Source organism: Coleofasciculus sp. FACHB-712 (genome assembly GCF_014695635.1).
Taxonomy (GTDB): Bacteria; Cyanobacteriota; Cyanobacteriia; order Cyanobacteriales; family FACHB-T130; genus FACHB-T130.
The window spans coordinates 1-23,345 of sequence record NZ_JACJOQ010000546.1; the positions used below are offsets into that span (position 1 = coordinate 1).

18 protein-coding genes are annotated in these 23,345 nt (G+C 46.6%); 9 read left to right on the forward strand and 9 right to left on the reverse strand.

From position 1 onward, the window contains the following. Positions 1-323: 323 nt before the first annotated feature. Positions 324-1,610: a hypothetical protein gene (locus H6F50_RS19210; RefSeq protein ID WP_190429934.1), complete on the reverse strand. Its 1,287-nt coding sequence runs from the start codon at positions 1,608-1,610 to the stop codon at positions 324-326. Positions 1,611-1,747: 137 nt separating this feature from the next. Between H6F50_RS19210 and H6F50_RS19215 the strand changes: the two genes are divergently transcribed. Next, entirely contained in the window at positions 1,748-4,348 is a 2,601-nt protein-coding gene (locus H6F50_RS19215; RefSeq protein ID WP_190429935.1) for a dynamin family protein, read from the forward strand. A 191-nt stretch (positions 4,349-4,539) separates the two neighbouring features. On the opposite strand, the gene H6F50_RS19220 is transcribed toward H6F50_RS19215, so the two are convergent. From H6F50_RS19220 to bioB, 4 genes are all read right to left on the reverse strand, one after another. Then, entirely contained in the window at positions 4,540-6,789 is a 2,250-nt protein-coding gene (locus H6F50_RS19220; RefSeq protein ID WP_190429936.1) for a transglycosylase domain-containing protein, read from the reverse strand. Positions 6,790-6,997: 208 nt separating this feature from the next. Then, complete coding sequence (gene lspA, locus H6F50_RS19225; RefSeq protein WP_190429937.1) at positions 6,998-7,501, reverse strand: signal peptidase II; 504 nt, start codon at positions 7,499-7,501, stop codon at positions 6,998-7,000. A gap of 133 nt (positions 7,502-7,634) precedes the next feature. Then, on the reverse strand, positions 7,635-8,219 hold the full coding sequence (locus H6F50_RS19230) for a biotin transporter BioY (RefSeq protein ID WP_190414984.1): 585 nt from the start codon (positions 8,217-8,219) through the stop codon (positions 7,635-7,637). A 186-nt stretch (positions 8,220-8,405) separates the two neighbouring features. Next, entirely contained in the window at positions 8,406-9,491 is a 1,086-nt protein-coding gene (gene bioB, locus H6F50_RS19235) for a biotin synthase BioB (protein ID WP_190429938.1), read from the reverse strand. A 299-nt stretch (positions 9,492-9,790) separates the two neighbouring features. Here bioB and pstC point away from each other — a divergent pair, with 299 nt between their 5' ends. The 4 genes from pstC to psb27 all read left to right on the forward strand — a co-directional run bounded on the left by pstC (position 9,791) and on the right by psb27 (position 13,562). Beyond that, entirely contained in the window at positions 9,791-10,708 is a 918-nt protein-coding gene (gene pstC, locus H6F50_RS19240) for a phosphate ABC transporter permease subunit PstC (protein WP_190429946.1), read from the forward strand. 128 nt (positions 10,709-10,836) lie between these two features. After that, positions 10,837-11,739, forward strand: coding sequence for a phosphate ABC transporter permease PstA (pstA, locus tag H6F50_RS19245; RefSeq protein WP_190429947.1), 903 nt, complete (start codon positions 10,837-10,839; stop codon positions 11,737-11,739). 230 nt (positions 11,740-11,969) lie between these two features. Next, entirely contained in the window at positions 11,970-12,776 is an 807-nt protein-coding gene (gene pstB / locus H6F50_RS19250) for a phosphate ABC transporter ATP-binding protein PstB (protein WP_190414986.1), read from the forward strand. A gap of 384 nt (positions 12,777-13,160) precedes the next feature. After that, positions 13,161-13,562 (forward strand): photosystem II protein Psb27, encoded by a 402-nt coding sequence (psb27, locus tag H6F50_RS19255; RefSeq protein ID WP_190414987.1) that lies wholly within the window; start codon positions 13,161-13,163, stop codon positions 13,560-13,562. 52 nt (positions 13,563-13,614) lie between these two features. Here psb27 and H6F50_RS19260 read toward each other — a convergent pair whose 3' ends face one another. After that, positions 13,615-14,052, reverse strand: coding sequence for a hypothetical protein (locus H6F50_RS19260; protein ID WP_190429939.1), 438 nt, complete (start codon positions 14,050-14,052; stop codon positions 13,615-13,617). Between the two features lie 36 nt (positions 14,053-14,088). On the opposite strand from H6F50_RS19260, the gene H6F50_RS19265 reads away from it, so the two are divergent. Then, positions 14,089-15,621: a family 10 glycosylhydrolase gene (locus tag H6F50_RS19265; protein ID WP_190429940.1), complete on the forward strand. Its 1,533-nt coding sequence runs from the start codon at positions 14,089-14,091 to the stop codon at positions 15,619-15,621. A 10-nt stretch (positions 15,622-15,631) separates the two neighbouring features. Here the strand turns inward: H6F50_RS19265 and H6F50_RS19270 are convergent, their stop codons facing one another. Continuing rightward, entirely contained in the window at positions 15,632-16,384 is a 753-nt protein-coding gene (locus H6F50_RS19270) for a hypothetical protein (protein WP_190429941.1), read from the reverse strand. A gap of 65 nt (positions 16,385-16,449) precedes the next feature. On the opposite strand from H6F50_RS19270, the gene H6F50_RS19275 reads away from it, so the two are divergent. Continuing rightward, positions 16,450-17,279, forward strand: a protein-coding gene (locus H6F50_RS19275) for an IS1 family transposase (RefSeq protein WP_190429942.1) whose coding sequence is annotated in 2 segments (ribosomal slippage) — positions 16,450-16,791 and positions 16,794-17,279 — 828 coding nt in all. Because the reading frame shifts where the segments join, the coding sequence is not laid out codon by codon here. Between the two features lie 168 nt (positions 17,280-17,447). On the opposite strand, the gene H6F50_RS19280 is transcribed toward H6F50_RS19275, so the two are convergent. Next, positions 17,448-18,224, reverse strand: a complete 777-nt coding sequence (locus H6F50_RS19280; RefSeq protein ID WP_190429943.1) for a hypothetical protein — start codon at positions 18,222-18,224, stop codon at positions 17,448-17,450. Positions 18,225-18,779: 555 nt separating this feature from the next. Here H6F50_RS19280 and H6F50_RS19285 point away from each other — a divergent pair. Both H6F50_RS19285 and H6F50_RS19290 read left to right on the forward strand, forming a co-directional pair. Beyond that, positions 18,780-19,609, forward strand: a protein-coding gene (locus H6F50_RS19285) for an IS1 family transposase (protein WP_190429942.1) whose coding sequence is annotated in 2 segments (ribosomal slippage) — positions 18,780-19,121 and positions 19,124-19,609 — 828 coding nt in all. Because the reading frame shifts where the segments join, the coding sequence is not laid out codon by codon here. Between the two features lie 190 nt (positions 19,610-19,799). After that, on the forward strand, positions 19,800-20,972 hold the full coding sequence (locus tag H6F50_RS19290; protein WP_190429944.1) for a patatin-like phospholipase family protein: 1,173 nt from the start codon (positions 19,800-19,802) through the stop codon (positions 20,970-20,972). A gap of 93 nt (positions 20,973-21,065) precedes the next feature. Here the strand turns inward: H6F50_RS19290 and leuS are convergent. Beyond that, positions 21,066-23,345: leucine--tRNA ligase (gene leuS, locus H6F50_RS19295; RefSeq protein ID WP_190429945.1), on the reverse strand; the 2,280-nt coding region annotated here is incomplete at its 5' end.

The following is a 23,345-nucleotide window of genomic DNA, read 5'->3' on the forward strand; positions in this document are numbered from 1 at the left end:
TAATTTCCTAATCGATGTGTTTTCTTGTTCGTATGCTTTGACTACTTTTTCTCGAAAGTCGATGGAGTAAGGTTTCATTCTACCTGTTCATGCACTGACCTCAATGTACTCTATATACCTGCAATCTGCTGTATTTAAGCACAAGGTTTAAAATAAAGGTAATTTTAAAGTAATGGTAATTGTATTTTCCAATTAACACTCGGCAATTTACTCTTAAAAAATACAAATAAAAAAACTAGCAAATACCATCCACTGTTATTTGAATAGAGAAGGCGATCACACTTAGTAAAATTTGAGCGATCGCATCTTCGTATATTTAAATTTTACGCCGTCACTGCCTCGTCTTCAGCTTCATCTCTGACTTTGAAATACCAGTACAGGTTAGCAACAGCTAAATTTGAGGCTTTCTGTAAATTTGAGGTAACTAAAGTTTTATAACCTGCGATCGCAGCTTGCTGACTAATATAAGATTCTGGCTCTCGACGTAGTTCAGGCTGCATCATAAATTGAAGCTGATTGCAAAGGGATACGAAATGAGACTTTTGCTTTAAATTTTCATAGAGTAAATGTTCTGGAGGTACTGCCAAAGCAGTTGTATCTGTACTAACTATGACTTCTGAATTGCTAAAATCAGCACTTTGGAGTAATTTTAGTTCTGAAGGTGGGAGGCTTTGCATCCAATCAACTTGATTTCGCCAAGATTCTAATACAGCCAGATCGTGATCGTGAATGCGGGTGATTTCAGGAAAGAGAAAATCAAGCTCATCCTCTGTTTCACAGCTATTAATAACATTAAGGGAATCTTGACGGATTTTGTCTTGGAGGTGCGATAGGCGATCGCTTACAGCAGAAGGCTCATTCTGCACCTGATAAGTTGTAATAATTGCCTGCTCAATTGCCCAAGCACATTCCAACCTGCGAAGCTGGCCAGCCGAACAGGTTGCTTCTAACAGCTCACTGCTACCATAATCAGCTAAAGCCTGAAATAACATCCCTCTAGCACCATCAATTTCAGCATTTCTACGGTTCGCATCTTGTATTTGCATTGCAGAGCGAAGACGGTGAAGCGCCTGAGTAAATAGCCCGTAAGCTCGAATTAAAATTGTCCGATGGTTCCTGAATTCGACATCCTGAGCAACTTGCTCAATCAATTCTTTAATTTCTGCACCTTGGTCTTTTAAAGCTTGTTTTAAATCAATAAAACCTTCTTTGACTTCCAGCCTTAGCTGTCCTACTTCTTTTCTCAGTTTCATTGTCTGGTGCAGGTTCACTGCTGCCAATGCCCCCACAGCCATCGTTCCAACCCCAATAAAGGCTGTAGTTGCTTGCAGCACTCCTAAGCTTGTCTGGATAGTTTGCAGTCCAGCTTGGACAGTTTGAAATCCCATGTGCGTTTGATACATCTGCACTCCACTTGTAACCAAGTGTAAAGGGCTTACCAGCGGCGATAGAGGGCTATTTTGGGCTACAGCACCGATGGCATGGGCGACAAACTGCCCAGTAGATGCGTCTCTAGCCATGCCGATTGGGACTCCTGCTGATGTAAAAACTTGCACATATTTACCAGCCTCGATAGCAGCCTGAATTGCAGGAGCAAATTGAAAATACATATTTCTACTTTGTTATTAGCTAATGTTTTCGAGCCTAGCTTGTCTTACTCGGCGAAGATAACAGTATTTCCACGGAGTTAGTTTCTGCTGAATCTGGGAATACTAGAGTACAAATACGCTATAGGCTCACAGACTTTATGGATATTTCACTGGTTAGCTCTGAAGCTGTTGATTTGTTGTCGCGGATTACTGGACAAAAGCTGCGTAAACAGGATCTGACTCCTCCGGTGATATTTTTAGCAGCTTTGATAACCGTTCTGTTGGGAGTGATGCTTTTAGATGGCACAGTCACCGATGAGGAAAAACGACGCTGGCAGCAAACCATCAATCGTTTTATTCCTTCAGAGTATGCGCGTCAGCTATCACAACTGATGAGTAAGGGAGTCCGACAGAATCAAGTTTATAAAAAACTGAATGAGTTGCTAATGCTGACGGCTCCGTTTTCAGAATCAGAAAGACTGTTGTTGATTGGCTTTGGCTATGAAATGTCAGCAGCAGATGGGGATATGGACGCTCGTGAGAAGAAGTATTTAGAAGTAATTGCTAATCGGTTAGAGATTAACCCACAACACTTGGCAGTTTTAGAAGCGGGATTCAGTCATCAAGGCACTGTAGAACCAGCAGCTTTGGAGGAGGTGCAGTCTTTACTCGATCCCGCTCGCTTCCATGCGCTTGATGCAGTATTTATCAAGGCTGCTAATGATATGTTGGCGGTTCTACCTGCTAAACCTAAACAGCAAGCCAAGCAACAACAGCGCCTAAGCTTGTCCTATGAGGAGCTACAGCGGTTTCAAGGGTATCGGCAACAGTTAAAAACCGCTTCTAAGCAACTCGCCGAGATTATCCAAGACGGCACGAATCAGGGTGTACTGCCTAACAATCTAACAGCACAAGTAGAGCAAGTGTCTCAGAAATTGAGTTCTCAGCGCTTCCGAGTGGCAGTTGTAGGAGAGTTTAGCCAAGGAAAATCAACATTACTGAATGCTCTACTAGGTGAAGAAATTCAACCTGTTAGAGAAATTCCCTGTAGCGGCACGGTGACAGTTCTCAGATATGGATCGCAAAAACGAGTAATTTGCCGTTATAAAGATAAACGAGAGGAAGAAATTCCATTTGAACAGTACAAAATAAAGGCAGCAATTTCAGAAGAAGCCGCATTGGATTGTGTCAGTGATGAATTAGCTCGTTCTGATATTGAAGAGATTATTTTTGAACATCCCGATCTAGAGCTATGCCGAAGTGGTGTCGAAATAGTGGATTCTCCAGGATTGAATGAACATCCTGACCGAACTGCGATTACTCAACAACTACTCAAAGATACTGATGCCGCGATTTTCCTAATCAATGCCTCACGTCCTCTAACTCAAGGAGAACGCGACTTGATCCAAGATTTGAAGACTCAACTGAACGGTGGGAAGACAGATAAGGCTGCCAAAAATCTGTTTGTAGTTGTGAATTTTATGGATCTGCTGCGTAGTGAAAATGGTCGGCAGCAGGTTCGGCAACGGATTGAAAGGTTCGTTCAGGGTCAAAATCCTATCATTGCAGGTGAAAACCGCCTTCATTTCATCTCGGCTCAAGCGACGCTGGATGCAATTTTTGCGGGGAGTGAGAATGATTATCTGAAAACGTTTCAGAAATTTACAAAGGCTGTCGAAAACTTCCTAATTACTGAGCGGGGATTGATAGAGTTTCAACAATCTACAGAAGGACTCAAGCAGTTAATTGAGGTTTCTTGTGATGAACTAAATCAATTCGAGCAGATTTTAGAGGGTAAGTTGAAAGTTTCTGAAGAAGATAAGCATAAAATCTTTGAAGAAATGGGTGAAGCCAGTGGGCGTGATGTCAGAATCCAACTACTAGCAGAGCAACTGATAGTAAAATCATGCGAACAAGCTGAAGAATCTTGGAATGAGTGGGCTGAAGGAATAAGCGATCGCATAACACAGAAAAGTAACGACTGGTCTTCCGAATATTCACACCTTTGGGGACAAAAAGACTTAATTAGGGATTATGCAGATCAGTTTGTTCGAGATTTAACAAAAGAACTAGATGACTGGGGTAATCAAAAAATTAGAGATTCGATTTTGAAACAAAACGTAGAAATTATTGATAATGAAATTAAGCAAGAAATAGAATATATTCGGAAAAGGTTTCAATTTTTTGATCGGCGACTCAATACTAGCCTGGTTAATCAACTTAATGTTGCAGCTGCGGAAACTCTTGGCGGACTAGGGGCAGGTGGATTAGGTATCGCTTCATCCATTAACTCCGATATTGGTGGTGCGGGAGGTTTCTTTGGTGGGTTAGGAGCAGGTGGATTAGTTGCTGGTGCATTGCTAATATTTACAGGGCTTGGTATTGTTCCAGTAATTCTGGGTGGGTTAGCTGCTGCGGCTGGTGGTTCCTTTGGTTTTGGGCTTTTAGATGTTGATGGAATACACAATCAGATAAAACAGAAAATATGTGATCTAGGCCTTGAAAAATTTAGGCAGTCAGAGGAAGCAATCTTGGGGAAGATTGGAAAAAAAATTGACTCAGTTTTTAATGATAAAGCTGACGCAGCGAGTAAAGCTATTGCACAAGCCATCTCTATTTCAGAAAACTTGCTAGAGCAGCAGGAAAAAGTTCACCAAGAAACACTAGAACAACGTGAGGCTGAACAAGTTTTTATCGCCGAGAAGCGGCGGGAACTTGAGCAAGTGCAGAAGAATATGGAAGCTATCCTTCCTTGTTGATAACTTAAGAAAGTGAAGAGAAAAGCAACACCCTATTTAACATCTGCCCAAAGTGCTACGCGATCGCTACCGCAAAAAAAAGGGAGGCTACGAAAAGCGATTAGTTTAGCGGTCAAAAAGCAAATTGGTATGATTAGTCCGCGCAGGCAGACTTTGTTCGGATCGCCGCGCTTTCAATCGCCACAGCTTATTTAACGCACCACTTGCCGCATATAATTTGCCCAAACTTGGGCAGCTTGTCCGCTACTTCCTCTCGTTGGAGTGTTGTCGTCATTTCCCAGCCAGATGCCGGTGACGAGATCCTGACTGGGAACGTAGCCAATAAACCACAAGTCAACGCCGCTATTCGTGGTGCCCGTCTTCCCCACCTCTCCGAATCCAATCGACGCCGCCCGTGCCGTACCCCCTCGCACTGCGCCCCGAAGCATATTCGTCATGGTATCTGCGATTCCCTGTGACAGCACCCGCTTCGTTGCCCCTGCTTCCTCCTCGAAGGAGTAAATCACCCGGCAGGTTTGCGGATTGTTGAAATCTTTGCAATCGCTGCTGTCCCGAATCCGCTGAATAGCGTGGGCGCGATTCCAGACGCCGCCATTTTCCAAGGCACCGAAAGCCCCCGTCATCTCTAAAACGGTAGTTTCGCTTTGACCCAACACCAAACCGGGAACCGGATTAAGCGGCGTTGTGATGCCCAGTCGTCGAGCCATCTCCACCACCCGATCTAAACCAACATCCTGCGCCACCCGCAGCGCGATCGCATTCTCAGACTGGGCAAGCGCGGTGTACATATCCGTCCCGCTACCCCCTACTCTTTCGCACCCCCGAAAGCGTTGACTCTGCCACACTAAAGGGGCGCAAGAATAAAACTTTCCCGGCGAGTTACCTTGTTCAAGTGCCGAAGCGTAGGCAAAAATTTTGAAGGTGGAACCCGGTTGTCGTTTGGCTTGAGTCGCGCGATTAAATTGACTTTTTTGATAATCTGTGCCACCGACCAAGGCGCGAATTGACCCGTTGCTGGAGTCGAGGGTGACAATTGCTCCCTCAGAGAACCTGTAACTTCCCCCAATGGTATTAACTCCGTTGCGGAGGGCAGTTTCCGCCTTTTGCTGAGTCTCCAGATCCAGATTGGTTTCGACAAAAAAATTGCCTTCTTTTGCCAGTTGATCTCCCAACAAGAATTGGAGTTCGGTGAAAACGTAGCTGTAAAAATAGGGTGCCTTGATGCTAGCCAAAGCTTCTCTGGCTTTGGGGCTAACGTCAATCCGCGATCGCCTTGCTCTTTGAGCTTCTTCCGCACTGATAAACCCTAGATTTGCCATGCGGTTAATAATGCGATCGCGCAGTCCAATCGCTGTTTTATAATCCCGAATCGGATTAAAACTATTCGGTGCTGGCAAAATCGCCACCAGCGTCGCCGCTTCAGAAATATTTAAGTCTCTGGCAGATTTGTCGAAATAAAACTGAGCCGCGTCCTCAAACCCGTTCGCGCCAACTCCCAAGTAGATGCGGTTCAGATAATTCCGCATGATCTCGTTCTTACTGTAGAACGTCTCCAGCTTCAGAGCGACGATCGCTTCCTTGATTTTTCGCCCCGCGCTATCTTCTGTCCCCACATACTCCCGAAACAAACTCCGCGCCAACTGTTGCGTAATCGTGCTACCGCCTTGACGAATTCCGCCTCCCTTGACATTCGTCACCACCGCCCGCAGCGTGCCAACGGGATCGACCCCGAAGTGCCAGTAATAGCGGCTGTCTTCCGATGCAATCACCGCTTGAGGCAGATACTTGGAAAAATCTGATAATCGCCCCAATTCCCGGTGCGCTATCGTTCGGGGACGCTGTAACGGCGTTCCGTCATCAGAATTAATTACTACTGGCCCTTGTACGCCAGCGGGCAAAGGTCGAATCGGAATATTGCGCCACTCAAAAAGAATCCACAATGCCAATAAACTGGTCAGTCCACCCACCCCATAGAGGGCGTAACGAGTCGCCAGGACGTACCAGGGGGGAGGATTGTGGTACTGAAGCCGAACCGCATCCGCCAATTCCGGTGGTCCTAGGGTGAGGATATCGCCGTGGCGTAGTATGAGGCTATTGAGCCGCCGTCTCCCTCGGTAGATGCCATTGGTAGAGTTTTCATCTTTAATGACAAAAGACTGCCCGCGCCGTCCTTCTCGGTTTAATGAAAGATGAATCTGACTGATAACTGGGTTCCGCACCACGATATCGCAAGATTTAGAACTGCGTCCCAGTAAATAGCGATCGCCCAATAGTGGATAAACCTCTGCCTTAGCAGCACCGGCATCCTGCACCCATAGTTCCGGCACTCTGGCATTGGGCTTCAGCGCCAGCGCATTAAAATTTACCTTAGCTTGAATGGTCTGTACTGCCTGAGTTAGTTGACCCAGGATGGTTTTAGGCGGTTGTTGGGGTGAGGTCATGTCAGAGGCAAAAGGCTCAATGCGACAAGCAAGAGGTTTGTACTAAATATTCTAATCTCTTGCCTAGGGAGGCGTTGTGAAAAAGAGAAAGAGCTTACAAAGATAGGTTTTAACAAATCGTCTTTTAAAAAACTAAAGAAGGGAATTAATTATCAACGGAAAAATCAGCTTTCTCCCACTTCCCTCTGCTTCCTCTGCCCTCATCTCTTCAGCGTGGTCTGCCAGATGAGGAAGGTTGATTCCAAAACCAGGCAATCAATAAACACACCATGCCTACATTAATAAACATATCTGCCAGATTAAATACTGCAAAGTGAATCAGCCGAAAATCCAAGAAATCAACGACGCAACCATTGAAAAATTTGTCATTGATAACGCAACTGTTGAAAAATCGGTCAATTCCATTGCCCACCGCTCCACCTAAGATAAAGCCACAGCCTAATTGTTCCCAACGATCCAAATGGGGGTTTACTAAAGCGAATCCGATCAAGAATAGACTCACCCCCAAAGAAAGCCAGGGCAACCAAACTTCTCCTTGAAACCAGCTAAAAGCTGCCCCAGGGTTCAATTCATAGGTAAAGTGGAATACCTTAGGCCACAGCGCCCACGTTTCTTTATAGACAAAATTCTGCACCACCCAATATTTAGTTACCCGATCCAGAATCAGACTAACGAAAGCGGCGAGCCAAAAATAGTGATTTTTAAAATTCATTGTAATTATTCATTAGTCATTAGTTATTCGTGATGAGTGATTAGTCAATCGTTTTTTAGTAATCAGTATCGGTAGACTATCAACCCACTACCCCATGACCAACGAGCGCTTGACTAATGACCGAACCAACGACTTAATAAAGCATTAGCTGGCGTAAGAAATAAGCCAAGACTGTCACTGCACAAACAATTGCCATTTGGGCTGGTAAAGGATAGACGGAGTATTTCAAAACTGCTTCCCATAACGGCAGTAATACCGCTCCCAAGGTTAACAAATGGGTCACGATTAGATAAGTCAAACCAGTGATATGGATGACCAGCAACCCACAAATACAGCTGAAGGACAAAGACTCCAATCGCTGCGGTGCCTTAAAAGCCACTAAGCCACAGATCCACGCACCCGGAATAAAGCCTAGTAAGTAGCCAAAGCTGGGTTCTGTGAGATAGTCGAGACCTCCGCCTTGAGAAAAGACTGGAAACCAGGGAGTGAGACCCAACGCCAGGTAAGCAATTTGAGAGAGTGCCCCGGCATTTTTACCGCCCATACAGCCAACTAGCAGCACGGCACCGATTTGATAGGTCACGCCCAGCGAGTGAGTTTGAATCCCTTGCTGAGACCAATTCCAAGGAAGGCTGGGGACATACGCTTCCAGAAACGTACCACCAATCGTTAGGAGTAAGCCAATCAAGGCCCACAGTAGTTCAGTGGGAGCAAACACAAGGGTAAAGGAGCAGGGGAGTAAAAGAGCAGGGGAGTAAAGAAGCAGAAGCGTCAAAGAGCAGAAGCGTCAAAGAGCAGAAGCGTCAAAGAGCAAGGGAGAAATAGTCCTCAGTCCTCAGTCCTCAGTCCTCAGTCCTCAGCCCTCAGCCCTCACCAGGAGCGGGGAGTCCCGCCCCTATAGCACTCATACCTTAGCAGTGTATTCGCCGGGAATGGGTGCTTCGCCACCCGTAAGCCCTAGGGATTCGAGCATAGCATGGTCTTGCTCTGGCGGTTGCCCGATAGTGGTGAGGTAGTGTCCAATCAGCATGGCATTCATTCCCGCTTGAAAGCCCATTGCTTGGAGTTCTCCCATCACGGCTTCCCGTCCGCCAGCGTAGCGCAGAATTTGTTCGGGCAGGATGAGGCGGAAAATGGCGATCGCTTTGAGGGCTTCATAAGGATCGATTTTTGGGCGATCGCTTAGGGGTGTCCCTTCTCTGGGATTTAATAAATTCAGCGGTACGGATTCGACTTCCAATTCCCGCAGCGCCAACGCCAGATCCACTCGGTCTTCCCAGCTTTCGCCCAATCCCATGATTCCACCCGTGCAGGCTTGAATTCCCGCAGCTTTGAGATTTTGGATGGTTTGGACGCGATCGCGCCAAGTATGAGTTGTCACGATTTGCTCAAAGAAGTTCTCCGATGCCTCTAAATTATGGTTGTACCGCGTTACCCCCGCCTCAGCTAGCGCCTGAGCTTGTTCTGACGTCACTTCTCCCAACGCACAGCAAGGTTTAATCTGGGTTTCGGCAATAATTCGGCTCACCGTTTCCAGAATTTGTTCAAATTCCGTCGATTTGGGGCTGTTGTACTTAATGCCGCGTCCTTGAGAAACTAAACAAAACCGCTTTGCCCCGGCTGCTTCAGCTGCTTTGGCTTGGGCAAGAATCTCCTCGGTGGATTTCAAGCCATAGATTGGCGAGTCTTGACCGGGGTGGTGAGCAGACTGGGAACAGAAGCCGCAATTTTCCGAGCAATTGCCAGATTTCACATTGACAATGCTGCATAAATCGACTACGTTTCCGCAACAAGCTTGACGGACTTTGTCGGCTGCTTCGCATAGCAGCAAAATATTTTCTTCACCTTCAATTTGGGATAGAGCGATCGCTTCAGCTCTCCCAATCCGCTCGCCAGCAATAATCCGAGAGGTCAGGTTTTGCAGCCATTGCCGCAGTGACTCCTGAGACTTGCTGTTAACATCCACGTTTGACACCGATGCTTGAACCACGTTCGGCCCTTTTGATCGTATTTATTGAAACGATGGCATTTTATCACTTGGTTTGCAGACAACTAAAGCCATACCTTAACCTGACCTTTACTCTATCCTTTACGATTAGACGGTAGGCTAATAGCAAAACTGCCCCTGCTAAGCTGGAATGTCTGGCAATTGAAAAAATTGCATTCTGAGTAAAAAAAATGGTACGGGTCTAGCTTGCATCAACGAATACAAGCGTTTATTGCTTTTACTAACCAGTGTCTGAGGAAAATAATCCCGTGAGTTCCGTGACCTCCGGTTCGCAGAAAATTATGAAACCCCGCTCCGATTGGGATCGGACGATGGATCGGGGCTTTATTTGGCTAACTCGAATTTTTGCGTTTGCAGTTGCTGCAACCTTGATTTGGATAACGGTACAAGTTGCAATTAAAGCTTGGCCTGCGATTACAGAATTTGGGTTTGGCTTTATTACCTCCACCAATTGGGACCCAGTTCGCAATCAGTACGGAGCGCTGCCTCAACTATACGGCACGATCGCTAGCTCAGCGATCGCCCTGTTGATTGCCGTGCCAGTGGGGATTGGCGTCGCCCTTTTTCTGAGTGAAGATTATTTGCCGCCACGAATTCAGGTGGTAATTGTTTTCCTCGTAGAACTGCTAGCAGCGATTCCCAGTGTGGTCTATGGTTTGTGGGGAATTTTTGTTCTGATTCCCCTTTTGAAGGTCGTAGGTAACTGGCTTAACGCATCTTTGGGTTGGCTGCCCATTTTTAGCACGCCGCTGCGTGGCCCAGGCTTGCTCCCGGCAGCGCTCGTCCTCGCCATTATGGTATTGCCGACTATCGCAGCCCTTTCTCGTGACGCCCTCATCTCGTTACCTCCAGACTTGCGGCAGGCGTCAGTTGGGCTGGGAGCGACTCGTTGGGAGACCATTCTCAAAGTGCTACTCCCGTCCGCTTTCTCTGGAATTGTGGGCGCAGTGATGCTGGCACTGGGTCGAGCTTTGGGAGAAACAATGGCTGTAACGATGTTGATTGGGAATTCTAACAACATCAGTCCTTCTATCTTGGCTCCGTCCAACACGATTGCTTCCCTACTCGCCAACCAATTTGCAGAAGCAAGCGGTCTGCAAGTGGCAGCCCTAATGTATGCTGCGTTAATTCTATTTGTCCTCACGCTGTTAGTGAATATCTTGGCTCAGATACTCATTGAGCGCGTCCAGCGAATTTAATCCGTTCCTTGTTCTGAGATGACAGCAGACTTGCACAGGCGGGTTTATCAGTATAGGAAAGCTACTGGCAGATATCTGGTGAAAGCCGCCCCTCCATAATCGACCACTGACCACCGACCACAAATATGATGTCTAAACCCCAGGCTCAACCAGTTTCCGGATTTCCCAGTCGTAGTTTGAAGCGAGCGCCTACTTCCCCCCGGACGCTGTTTGGGATCGTGATGACGGCGCTAACGTTTCTTTGTGCTGTCCTGGCTATCCTGCCTTTGGTGGCGGTGCTTTCCTACGTAATTATCCAGGGTATAAGCCAGCTGAACGCGAGTGCGTTCACGGAACTGCCGCCCCCTCCCTTAGTACCCGGAGGCGGGTTTGGCAACGCGATTCTGGGAACCCTCATCATGGTCGGAATTGCTGCCCTGATTAGCATTCCCTTTGGCATCATGGCAGCCATTTATTTGTCTGAGTTTAGTAATACGGGTAAGTTTTCTTACTGGATTCGCTTTGCCACCAACGTCCTGAGTGGAGTTCCCTCTATCATTGTGGGCGTCTTCGCTTATGCCGCCGTCGTTCTCACAATGGGAACTTATTCCGCATGGGCGGGAGGATTTGCTTTATCAATCTTGATGTTGCCAATTGTAATTCGGGCAACCGAAGAAGCTCTAAGATTGGTTCCGCAAGAAATCCGACAAGCATCGGTCGGACTGGGAGCAACTAACTTTCAAACGGTGTCTCGCGTGATTTTGCCAGCAGCACTCCCAGCAATTGTGACGGGAACAACGCTGGCAGTTGCTCGTGCTGCTGGTGAAACAGCACCCCTATTATTTACTTCCCTTTTCACCCAATATTGGCCGAATTGGAACAATCAATTAAAAGAACCAACGGCTTCCCTAGCGGTTTTAGTTTACAACTTCGCTACGTCTCCATTTAAAAATCAGCAAGAATTCGCTTGGGCGGCTTCTTTCATCCTAGTTTTACTGGTTCTGATAACCAGCATGATTTCTCGTTTAGCAACGGCTCGTCGAGTTTATTGATGAACAATTGTTCAAATATGTGTTGCTATGATACGGAAACTTAAACAAAGTAATGCAACAATGAATACATACCGAGGTTTAATAGTATGCTAGGCGCTGTTTTTAACCTTAAGGACGAAGCCGTAATCCCCTTGACTTCCCAAGCAACACAATCCTTCGCCCAATCATCTGCCCAAAAACCTACAGGGTTTTTGTTAGCCTGTTAAACCCAAAAACCGATCTGATTATTTATGTTGTCGAATTCTCAAACCAAGAATCAAACTGAGACTGTTTTACAGACAGAAAATCTAAAGGTATACTACGGAAATTTTTTAGCACTTCGAGACATTTCGATAGATATTCCCAAAAACCGGGTTACGGCTTTTATTGGACCTTCGGGTTGTGGAAAAAGTACCTTGTTGCGCTGCTATAACCGCCTCAATGATTTAATTAAAAGTTTTCGGGCAGAAGGCAAAGTCACTTACCACGGTCAAGATCTTTACGCTCCAGAAATCGATCCCGTAGAGGTGCGGCGACGGATTGGGATGGTCTTCCAAAGACCAAACCCATTTCCTAAATCGATTTATGACAACATCACCTTTGGTGCCCGGATTAATGGATATCGGGGCGATTTGGATGAATTGGTAGAGCGGAGTTTGCGGCAAGCGGCTCTGTGGGATGAAGTGAAAGATAAACTTCGAGCGAGTGGTTTATCTTTGTCTGGGGGACAGCAGCAGCGGTTGTGTATTGCCAGAGCGATCGCTGTTCAGCCAGACGTGATCCTGATGGATGAACCCTGCTCCGCTCTCGACCCCATTTCCACGCTGCGAGTTGAAGATTTGCTCCACCAACTCAAAGAGCAATACACCATCGTGATCGTGACGCACAATATGCAGCAGGCATCGCGAGTATCTGATATGACAGCCTTTTTCAATGTCGAACCAACCGAAAAAGGAGGTCGTATTGGTTATTTAGTCGAGTACGACCGCACCGAGGTTATCTTCCAAAGCCCTCAGCAGCAAGCAACACAGGAATATGTAAGCGGTCGCTTCGGTTAATTTGTCCAGAAAAACGATTGATTAAAAGAAGGTAGGGGCAGGGCTTCTGCCCTTACTCGTTGTGGGATACCTGTCAGAAGTATTCCTATCAGATTATTTGATTTAGCAAAGCTAAAAAAATAGTAACTTTTATTTTTTTCCGCATCTGTTAAAAGGATGAAAATAGTGAAATATAGGGGCACAAATAAATGTAACGGGGGGTAAAAGTTTATGGATTGTTCCTACAAACCATAATTCCTAAACTATGAACCATCGAGCGTCTACGTTTATTTACACCAAACGTCTTATCTCTAAAATTAAAAATCTAAAATTCTAAGGGTTCCAATTCGAGATAGGATAAACTCTGATTTTGCATTTCCATCTCGTTTGGTAAAAAAAATACTTATGAAGCGTTATTGGTCACGTCTCCTAGCCCTGGTTTTGGTAGTTACGATGGGATTGATGGGCTGTTCCTCCAGCAGCTCGCTAGGACTGAGTGGAGATTACCGCCAAGATACCTTGGCTTTGTTGCAAGGTTTGAGAACAGCAATTGAATTGCCAGAGGGTTCGGCAGACAAGGCAGCAGCTCAGTCACAAGCGCGTCAGATTATTAACGATTTTGCCTCTCGCTATCGGCGGGATAGCTCTGTCGCTAAGCTGAGTTCTTACACGACGATGCGAACTGCATTGAATTCAATAGCAGGGCATTACAGCTCTTATCCGAATCGTCCGCTGCCGGAAAAACTGAAGACTCGCTTAGAGCAAGAGTTCCAGCAGGTGGAAGCAGCTTTGAGACGAGAAGCTTGAAGAACTAGCTGGCGAGTTGTTAGCTGTTAGCTGTTCATTCACTGGCTAATCGCTAATCGCTTTTATGGAGATCGCGTCCACTGCTCTGAGACCCGGTTGGGGATGATGGCAGATGGAGTGAATTTACCGTAACCAGTGGAGCGATCGCATCCGCTGCAACACGCAGCACAGACGGCGGATGCGATCGCCGCAGATAAAGCGCCGCAGACCAAGCGCCGCAGACAAAGCAATGACAGATTACGCCATTTTGTTTTAATTTCAGAAGATAAAATCTTGAAATCCTGTTTGGGCTTTGGTTTGAAAAGCCCAAATGGCAACAGACGTGGCAGTTGGTAGCGTCGATCTTATGGGTGCCTATTTCTACTAAAAAGCAGAGATTTGCCGGAAACGCGGGTAAATCTGTGTATAGAGTCAATTGACAAGTACTCAGACAAGTGCTGATATGATGCTCAACCAGCGAAATCGGTTCGGATGACACCTTATGTTCCATCCTTTCGTCTGATGGGTAGACATATCTAACAGTTCTATGAGATTGGTGTTTAGGAGGAAGTTCGTGGGTCAGGCATCGTTAAGATTGCCGCAAACTTGGCAGCGTGTCTATCGCGGTTTAGTTGCAGCAGTTCTGACCAGTAGTAGTCTTATCAACCCTTACTTGGGTTCGCAATCTGCTCTAGCTCAAACAAGGGCATATTGCCAACTTTCAGCAGATGCGATCGCCCAAAAAGAAAGTTTGCGTGTTTCAGCCGTAAAGGGAAACTCGGATTCCCAAGGCCGCTACAGAACGCTCTTGAAAAAACACGCAGAGAATTTACAGCAGTGTCGTCAGCAAACTTGGCCCCGCGTACAGGCAATCTGGCTGCGCCTGTATCCTTGTGACATCCGTCCTGGGGCACTAGATGAATTAATGGATCGCTTGGTTAACCGGGGCTATAACCAGGTCTATGTCGAAGTTTTTTCTGACGGTCAGGTGCTACTGCCTAAGGCAGAAAATTCCACACCCTGGCCTTCTGTCATCAGAACTCCAGGCGCTGAGAAAGTAGATTTGCTCGCACAAGCGATTAACAAAGGGCGCGAACGGGGGATGCAAGTCTATGCGTGGATGTTCGCCATGAACTTTGGCTACTCCTACTCCCAGCGACCCGATCGGCAGCAAGCGCTAGCCCGCGATGGTATGGGAAAAACCAGTTTGTCGGTCACGGAGGACGGTTCTCAAGCCTTCATCGATCCTTACAACGCCCAAGCAAAACGAGACTATTACCAGCTGGTTCAAGAGGTGGTTCGTCGCCGCCCCGATGGAGTGCTGTTTGATTACATTCGGTATCCCCGCCAGTCAGGAAGTGCTTCCGTGGTAACGAAAGTCCAAGATTTATGGATTTACGGAGATGGTTCTCGACAGGCTTTGTATGACCGCGCCCTCAACAATAAGGGACGAGAACTGATCGAGCGATATATTACCAAGGGATTCATTAGCGCTGGCGATGTTGCAGGGGTGGATAAACTTTACCCAGATGAGGGATCGCCCCTCTGGCAGGGACGCAACCCCGCTGCCGATGAAATGAAAGCAACCGCCTCACAGCGCCAAGCCCGTCTGCAATGGGAGTTGTGGCAACTGAGTGTTGCCCATGCGGCTCAAGGCGTTGTGGACTTTGTGGCGTTAGCCAGCCTCCCCGCCCAGCGACAAAGAATCCGCACGGGGGCGGTGTTTTTCCCGGAGGGGAATCAAACCGTCGGTCAAGGGGGGTATGATTCGAGAGTGCAACCGTGGGATCGGTTTCCCAGTTATATGGAGTGGCATCCGATGTCCTATGCAACCTGCGGCAACACCAGCTGCATTGTCCCGCAAGTTGAGCGAGTTTTGAGTCTTGCGCCACCCGGCACTCAGGTTTCACCCGTACTAGCAGGGGCTTGGGGCAAATCGTTCAATTCTCGTCCGTCCTTAGAACAGCAGATGCAAGCGATCCGCGCTGGGGCACCGCAAGTCAATTCAATCAGCCATTTTGCCTTTTCCTGGCAAGAACCGGAAGTAGACCGCGATCGCAAGTTCTGTGGTGCCGACTAGCGATGCGCTTTTAGCTGCTAGCCGCGATTCTGGGATATTGGTCGCTAGACACGATTCGCAGTGGCATTTGGGTAATTTTTTCTTCCATTAATTGGTCGCTTACAAATTCCATAACGACAGGCTGCAAAAAGAAAAATGCAGCCTTTTTTTCGATTAGCGATCGCTCTTCCAATGATTCCAAGGCTTCTAGCAGTTTTTGCGGTGATATCGAGGGCGGTATCTTCTCCCGCAATTGTGAGAATGAAAGGATTTGGTTACTCAGGGCGAGGCAGTTAATAATTATCTTTTCCGTCTCGGACAACCGCTTAAATTGTTGCTCTAAAAGATTGCGAATCTCACCAAAAACTGTAATTTTTTGGGTTAAAAAATCAGAAATATTCCCGTGGAATAACTTTTGAATCGTCGTCGAGACAATTTTTAAGGCGAATGGATTTCCTGCATAGTATTCAATTAGCTGGCTCCAATCGCTCGGCGAACCCCATAAAGAACTTTTAGCCCTCAATATTTCCTGTACTGGTGCTACCTGCAAACCTTTTAGTTTCAGGACTCGAACGGGTAAAGTTTCTCCTTCCAGTAATCCAATTCCTTTTGGCTTCTCCCGGCTTGTTAGCACCAAGCAACTTTGATGGGGTGTTTCTCCTAACCGTTTCAAAAGTTCACCATAATCCTCATAGCCTTGGCGATAGTGTCCAGTGCTAAAGTGCAAGGAAGGCTTGGGCAAATCGCCCCCGTGCAGAATCGCCTCCGCATTATCGAATACCAACGGTCGTGCCTCAACGAAGTGTGGGTATAATCGCTAGGTATTGATAGACAATTGCCTCTTCACATATGCAATGCCCTCTGTGCGGTAACACCAGAATTCACAAACATGGAAAAACCAGCAAAGGTAGTCAACGATACTTGTGTCCTGCTTGTAGGCAAACTTTTACTGACAGCTTTGACACCTTGTATTACCGCCGCCAAGTGACCTCGGATCAGGTGTTTACAATCTTACAGTCTCATACTGAGGGTAGCAGTCTGCGAGGCATCAGTCGCATCACAGGATTAGCTGAGGGTACGGTAGTCAGCATTGTCAGAGCAGCAAGCCTTAAGGCGCAAATGATTCACAATGCTCAAGTCCAGCAGGTGAAAAGTAAACAAGTCAGTGCTGACGAATTATGGTCTTTCGTCGAAAAAAACAGAAAAATTGCCTGCCAGATGAAGTAGAGGCGGGGGACTGTTGGATAGGGCTGAGTTTAGACACTAGCAGTGGTTTAATCCTCAGTAGTCGGGTTGGCAAGCATACCGATGCGTTCATCGAAGAGTTAGTTGTGAATACCGAAGGCAAAACTGACTGCCAGGCTTGGGATACAGACGGTTGGGGTGGCTATGAACGGGTTCTGCCACCAGCAGTCGAGCATTACATTGGCAAGGATAAAACACAACGTTTAGAACGCACCAACAGGATTGTCCGGCAGCAGACAGCTAGGTGGCATCGCCGACAAAACAAATTTGGCAAGGTGTGGGAGCAGACAAAAGTGGCTACGCGACTGGTAGTAAGTTACTTTAACTGGATTTGGGAGCATAGTCGCTTAGGGACAACTGCCGCCCAGCCGGCTGGGGTGGCGGATACTTCTTGGAGTTGGCATAATTTTGCCGTTTATCCCACACTTTGTTGATGCACAATCTAATTTTTGCGCGTATCTTGTCTTTACCCCATAGTTGGTAGAAATCCCCAATTTTGTTCACCCACCCCAGTAAAGCTACGCTTTACCGGGAGTATGTCAAAATAAGAAGGTGTGTTATTTGTATTAATACACCTTACAAAATTGGCATTGCTGAAGGGCTTATTCAAAGGATAATTTATGATTAGGTGATCGCTTCAATTCCCACACAGATACGATCAGAGGAATGGGAATGATTAAGAAAGTGTAGAAGTTCATTAGGGATCTAACTAATAACCGTTGTCCTGGATCGTTGACGAGATCGAGAATGGGATGTCCCAAGGCACTTGAAATTCCAACGACGGTATATCCTACTGTTACTGCGAATAACGTTATCAGATAGGCAAGGGCAAGGGGACGGCTATTTTTGAAGGGCAGTGCTTTCATCGCGTAGAAGTACAAAAAATTCTCGAAGGCTACTAAAAACAGAAGAAACTGAAAGCCGATATAGGGGAGATAATGATATAAGAAGTTCACTTCTGGGCTCCAGACAAACACAATTCTGAACCAGACAGTCAAAAGAATTTCAATGGGCAAGAAAATTGCCGAGACGATATAAAGATATAGTGGAGCTTCCTTTTTCCTATACGCATCTTGAATTCTCAAAAAATCAAAAATTATATAGAAGATAAAAGGAACTTCCCACAATGGTAGGAGCATCGCCGAAACCGTTCGACTGGGTTCATGATCCAACCAATTACAGGGGTGATTAAACCCAAATAATTTATAGATTGCAGTGGTATGGGGATCAACGTCAACCAATGTTTCAGTCAAAATCGCTCCCACAAGCAGTATGATAATTAATCCTACATAGGAAATAGTTCTAAGAATTTCTGGATTAAACGTCAAACTAAAAGTATAGTTGAGTGGCTTATTATTGGTTGACTTACCGACAGTCATATTCGTTCTACCTCAATAAAGTTTTCATTTTGGACAACTGAGTAACTAAGGTTGGAAAAACCTTACTATTGATCAATTTAGGAAAATTTTGCTGAGAATATTCTCCAGATTTTTCGGTCGGTAATCTGAAAATGAAACCCAACCGCATCTATACAGCAACTAAACTGATTTTATTAATTAGAAGATAAAATATCACATAAGCGTTGAATGTGGACATAAAACTTAAGAAAAAGAAGAGGCTCTGCGTCTGGTGGATTGCGATTTTTTGCACAATGGGGAGCCTCTGGGGATGCGTTCCCATAGCAGGACTTACGCAAGAACCATAGCGATCGTTGGACGCTTGATCTGCTGGATTAAGTACAGGACTTACGCAAAGCCTAAGTCCTGTAGGGTGCGTTACGCTACGCCAACGCACCCTACCCTCTACTAGCCATGAGCATAAAAGGCATCACCGTGCCAAAATGGAGAAATTGTACACACTTGCCTGAAAGGGTCGTGCCTCAACAAAGTGTGGGTATAATCGCTAGGTATTGATAGACAATTGCCTCTTCACATATGCAATGCCCTCTGTGCGGTAACACCAGAATTCACAAACATGGAAAAACCAGCAAAGGTAGTCAACGATACTTGTGTCCTGCTTGTAGGCAAACTTTTACTGACAGCTTTGACACCTTGTATTACCGCCGCCAAGTGACCTCGGATCAGGTGTTTACAATCTTACAGTCTCATACTGAGGGTAGCAGTCTGCGAGGCATCAGTCGCATCACAGGATTAGCTGAGGGTACGGTAGTCAGCATTGTCAGAGCAGCAAGCCTTAAGGCGCAAATGATTCACAATGCTCAAGTCCAGCAGGTGAAAAGTAAACAAGTCAGTGCTGACGAATTATGGTCTTTCGTCGAAAAAAACAGAAAAATTGCCTGCCAGATGAAGTAGAGGCGGGGGACTGTTGGATAGGGCTGAGTTTAGACACTAGCAGTGGTTTAATCCTCAGTAGTCGGGTTGGCAAGCATACCGATGCGTTCATCGAAGAGTTAGTTGTGAATACCGAAGGCAAAACTGACTGCCAGGCTTGGGATACAGACGGTTGGGGTGGCTATGAACGGGTTCTGCCACCAGCAGTCGAGCATTACATTGGCAAGGATAAAACACAACGTTTAGAACGCACCAACAGGATTGTCCGGCAGCAGACAGCTAGGTGGCATCGCCGACAAAACAAATTTGGCAAGGTGTGGGAGCAGACAAAAGTGGCTACGCGACTGGTAGTAAGTTACTTTAACTGGATTTGGGAGCATAGTCGCTTAGGGACAACTGCCGCCCAGCCGGCTGGGGTGGCGGATACTTCTTGGAGTTGGCATAATTTTGCCGTTTATCCCACACTTTGTTGATGCACAATCCTGACGTGATTCGATTTGCAAACATTTTTAATCGGTTAATTTGAACTTTGGTAAAGTTTGAACCAGCTTGCCTGTAAACCTGCTAATAATTAAACGTGTAAATGTGTAATTGAAAGCCGCGATCGCTTAACCTTTTACTTGCTCAATATTGTGAAAAAATTAACTAAATAAGGAGTGGGAGATGACCTTAAATAAACTAGATTTAAAACGACCCAAACGCTTACTGTCGATGGATGGCGGCGGTATTCGCGGATTGATTGTTGCTGAAATTCTAATTAAGTTAGAAGACATACTCTGTAACCAACCTAATTCGCCTTGGAAGTGTTTAGCAGATTACTTCGATTTCATTGGCGGCACAAGTGCAGGCTCAATTTTAGCCGCAGGACTCGCTAAAGGAATGTCAGCACGAGAATTGCGTGATATTTTCTATAACGATGCTCATAAAATGTTTACTAAACGTTGGCTGCTCGGTCAACTGTGGTCGAAGTACGATTCAGAGCCGCTAGAGCAAAATCTAAAGTCTATTCTAGGTGACATCACGCTTGGATCGGATCAACTGAAAACACTCTTGATGGTTGTTTCCAAGAATGTAACAACTGATGCAGCCTGGTTCTTCGTTAACCATCCAAATAACCAATTCTTCAAGACTAATAGCGAAATTCCGCTCTGGCATATCGTTCGAGCAAGTTCTGCTGCACCAACTTTTTTCCCGCCTCATATGTTTGCTATCGGCAATCAACAGTATGAATTTGTTGATGGTGCTGTGAGTATGTTTAACAACCCATCTTTTCAGTTGTTTGTCGAAGCAACTCAAAAAGAATATGGGATTGGTTGGGAAACGGGTGCCGATAACCTCTTGCTGATTTCAATTGGTACGGGGTTCAGTAACCAGCCGATTAAGTTGGGTGAGGCAAAAAAATACACGCTGCTCAACTGGGCGGGCTATGCAATCGGAGACTTAATGGAAGACGCAAACGTAGAGCAGAACGTTTTAATGAAGCTGATTGGCTATACACCGAGATCGGAGCACATTAATCGTGAGCTGTCAGATGTTTCCGTACCCTCGATTAACGGGATGCAACAGTTAGAAACTGGTACCTCAAATGCTGAAACGTCTCCCCCTCAGCCGGTTGATGACTCCAACCGCAAGTTGCTCACCTATCACCGCTATACAACCTCATTTACAAAGAAACGCTTTGAGCAGTTGAAATTACCGCCAAATATCGATCCCAACTTAGTGACATCTATCGACTGCGTAGATCAAGTTGATGCATTAAGCAAGATTGGTCAGGCAGTTGCTGAAGAACAAGTTTCGCCCAAAGACTTTGAGAAGTTCAAGCACGAGGATTATTGAAGAAGACTGGAGGCTTTGATAATTGAATGGAATAGCGATCGCGCTCTGTTTCTGAACTGAGATGGTAAGAGTGCGATCGCGTAGCCTCTCTTTTCAACCCACCACAAAATTCACTAACTTTCCAGGCACTACAATCACCTTTTTAATTTCCTTGCCTTCGATGAACCGCTGAGCAACTTCTGACTCGCGGGCATACTGTTCTAAAGCTTCCCGATTTGCATCAGCGGGCACTTGAATCGCTCCACGGGTTTTGCCCATCACTTGAATCACCAGCGTGATTTCATCAACCACTAAGGCAGCCGGATCGACGGTAGGCCAAGTTTGGGTGTGTACCGAATCGCTGTGACCGATTGTGTGCCACAGTTCTTCAGCAAGGTGAGGAGCAAAAGGAGCCATCAGGTGAATCAGAGTTTCTATCCCTTCGGCATACACTGGCGAGTCTTTGCATTTGGCATCAGCTAAAGCATTGCTCAACTTCATTAACTCAGAAATCGCTGTATTGAATTGATACTCGCCTTCTAAATCTTCCGTAACGGCTTGAATCGCACCGTGAATTGCCCGTCGCAAGTCTTTTTCGCCCTTATTCATCTCCCCACCTTTGTCAGGGGAGCTAACGGGGATCTGCGCGACAAATTCTGCCACCAGTCGCCAGACGCGGTTGAGGAAGCGAAATTGTCCCTCCACGTCGGCATCATCCCATTCCAAATCTTTTTCTGGGGGTGCCTTGAACAAGATAAACATCCGCGCCGTATCTGCCCCGTACTTGGCGAGGACTTCCTCTGGATCGATGCCGTTGTACTTCGACTTGGACATCTTTTCATAGAAGACTTGCAACGGTTCCCCCGTTTCTGGGTCTTTTGGATCGGCTGGATCTACCTGTGCCGCGGGAATGTATTTGTCAGTGGCAGGATTTTTGTAGGTAGTGCCCTGCACCATGCCCTGAGTTAGCAGGCGTTGGAAGGGTTCGTCAAAGTTTAAAAGACCGCAGTCTCTCAAAACCTTGGTAAAAAACCGCGAGTACAACAAGTGCAAAATCGCGTGTTCAATCCCGCCCACATACTGGTCTACCGGCATCCAGTCATTGGTTTTTGCGGGGTCGAAAACGTGCTGTTCGTTCTTCGCATCGGGATAGCGCAAGAAATACCACGACGAATCAATAAATGTATCCATCGTGTCCGTCTCCCGCTTGGCTGGGGTGCCGCAAGCGGGACAAGGGACATTGACAAAAGCTTCCATCTGAGCCAACGGAGACGCCCCGCGACCCGTGAATTCTACCTCTTCCGGCAATCGAACCGGCAAGTCTTCATCCGGCACCGGCACCGTACCGCAGCTGGGACAGTGAATTGCCGGAATGGGTGCCCCCCAATAGCGTTGCCGCGAAATTAACCAATCCCGCAGGCGATACTGCACCCGCGCTTTCCCCCAACCCTCTTTTTCCGCGTACTCAACAATCCCTGTCTTCGCTTTAATTGAATCCATCCCATTAAATTGGTCTGAATTCACCACAATTCCTGGTTCGGTATAAGCTTCCTTTAGAGATGCGATATTTCCCGTCTCTACATCATCCGCTGGCGGCACAATTACAACCTGAATGGGGAGATTCTGCTCCTTAGCAAACCGGAAGTCCCGCGTGTCGTGGGCTGGAACACCCATCACCGCGCCAGTGCCGTACTCGTACAATACGTAATCGGCAATCCAGATGGGAATCTCTTCTCCCGTAAAAGGATTCATCGCCTTCCCACCAGTGGGAATACCGCGTTTTGGCTTATCCTCTGCGGTGCGTTCCAATTCGCTTTCTTGGGCGACTTCTTGGATAAATACTTCTACCGCCTCTTTTCGGTCGGGAGTCGTCACTTTGGCGGTCAAAGGATGTTCTGGCGCTAGCACCACGTAAGTCACGCCATAGACGGTATCGGGACGGGTGGTGAAAACACCGATTTTTTCATCCAACCCGACAATCGGAAATTCTAGGTAAGCGCCAGTGGATTTACCAATCCAGTTCGCCTGCATCAACTTGACTCGATCCGGCCATCCGCTCAATTTATCCAAATCTTTGAGCAATTGCTCGGCGTAGTCGGTAATTTTCAGGAACCACTGCCGCAACATTTTCCGTTCGACTTTGGCACCAGAACGCCAAGATTTGCCCTCGCTATCGACTTGTTCATTTGCCAGCACCGTCTGGTCAATGGGGTCCCAATTAACGGCGGCTTCTTTTTGGTAAGCCAGTCCAGCTTTTAAAAACTGCAAGAAGATCCACTGCGTCCACTTGTAATAATCGGGAGAACAGGTAGCAACTTCGCGGTTCCAGTCAATTGAAAGCCCTAACTGCTGCAATTGATGCCGCATCTGAGCAATATTTTGATAAGTCCATTT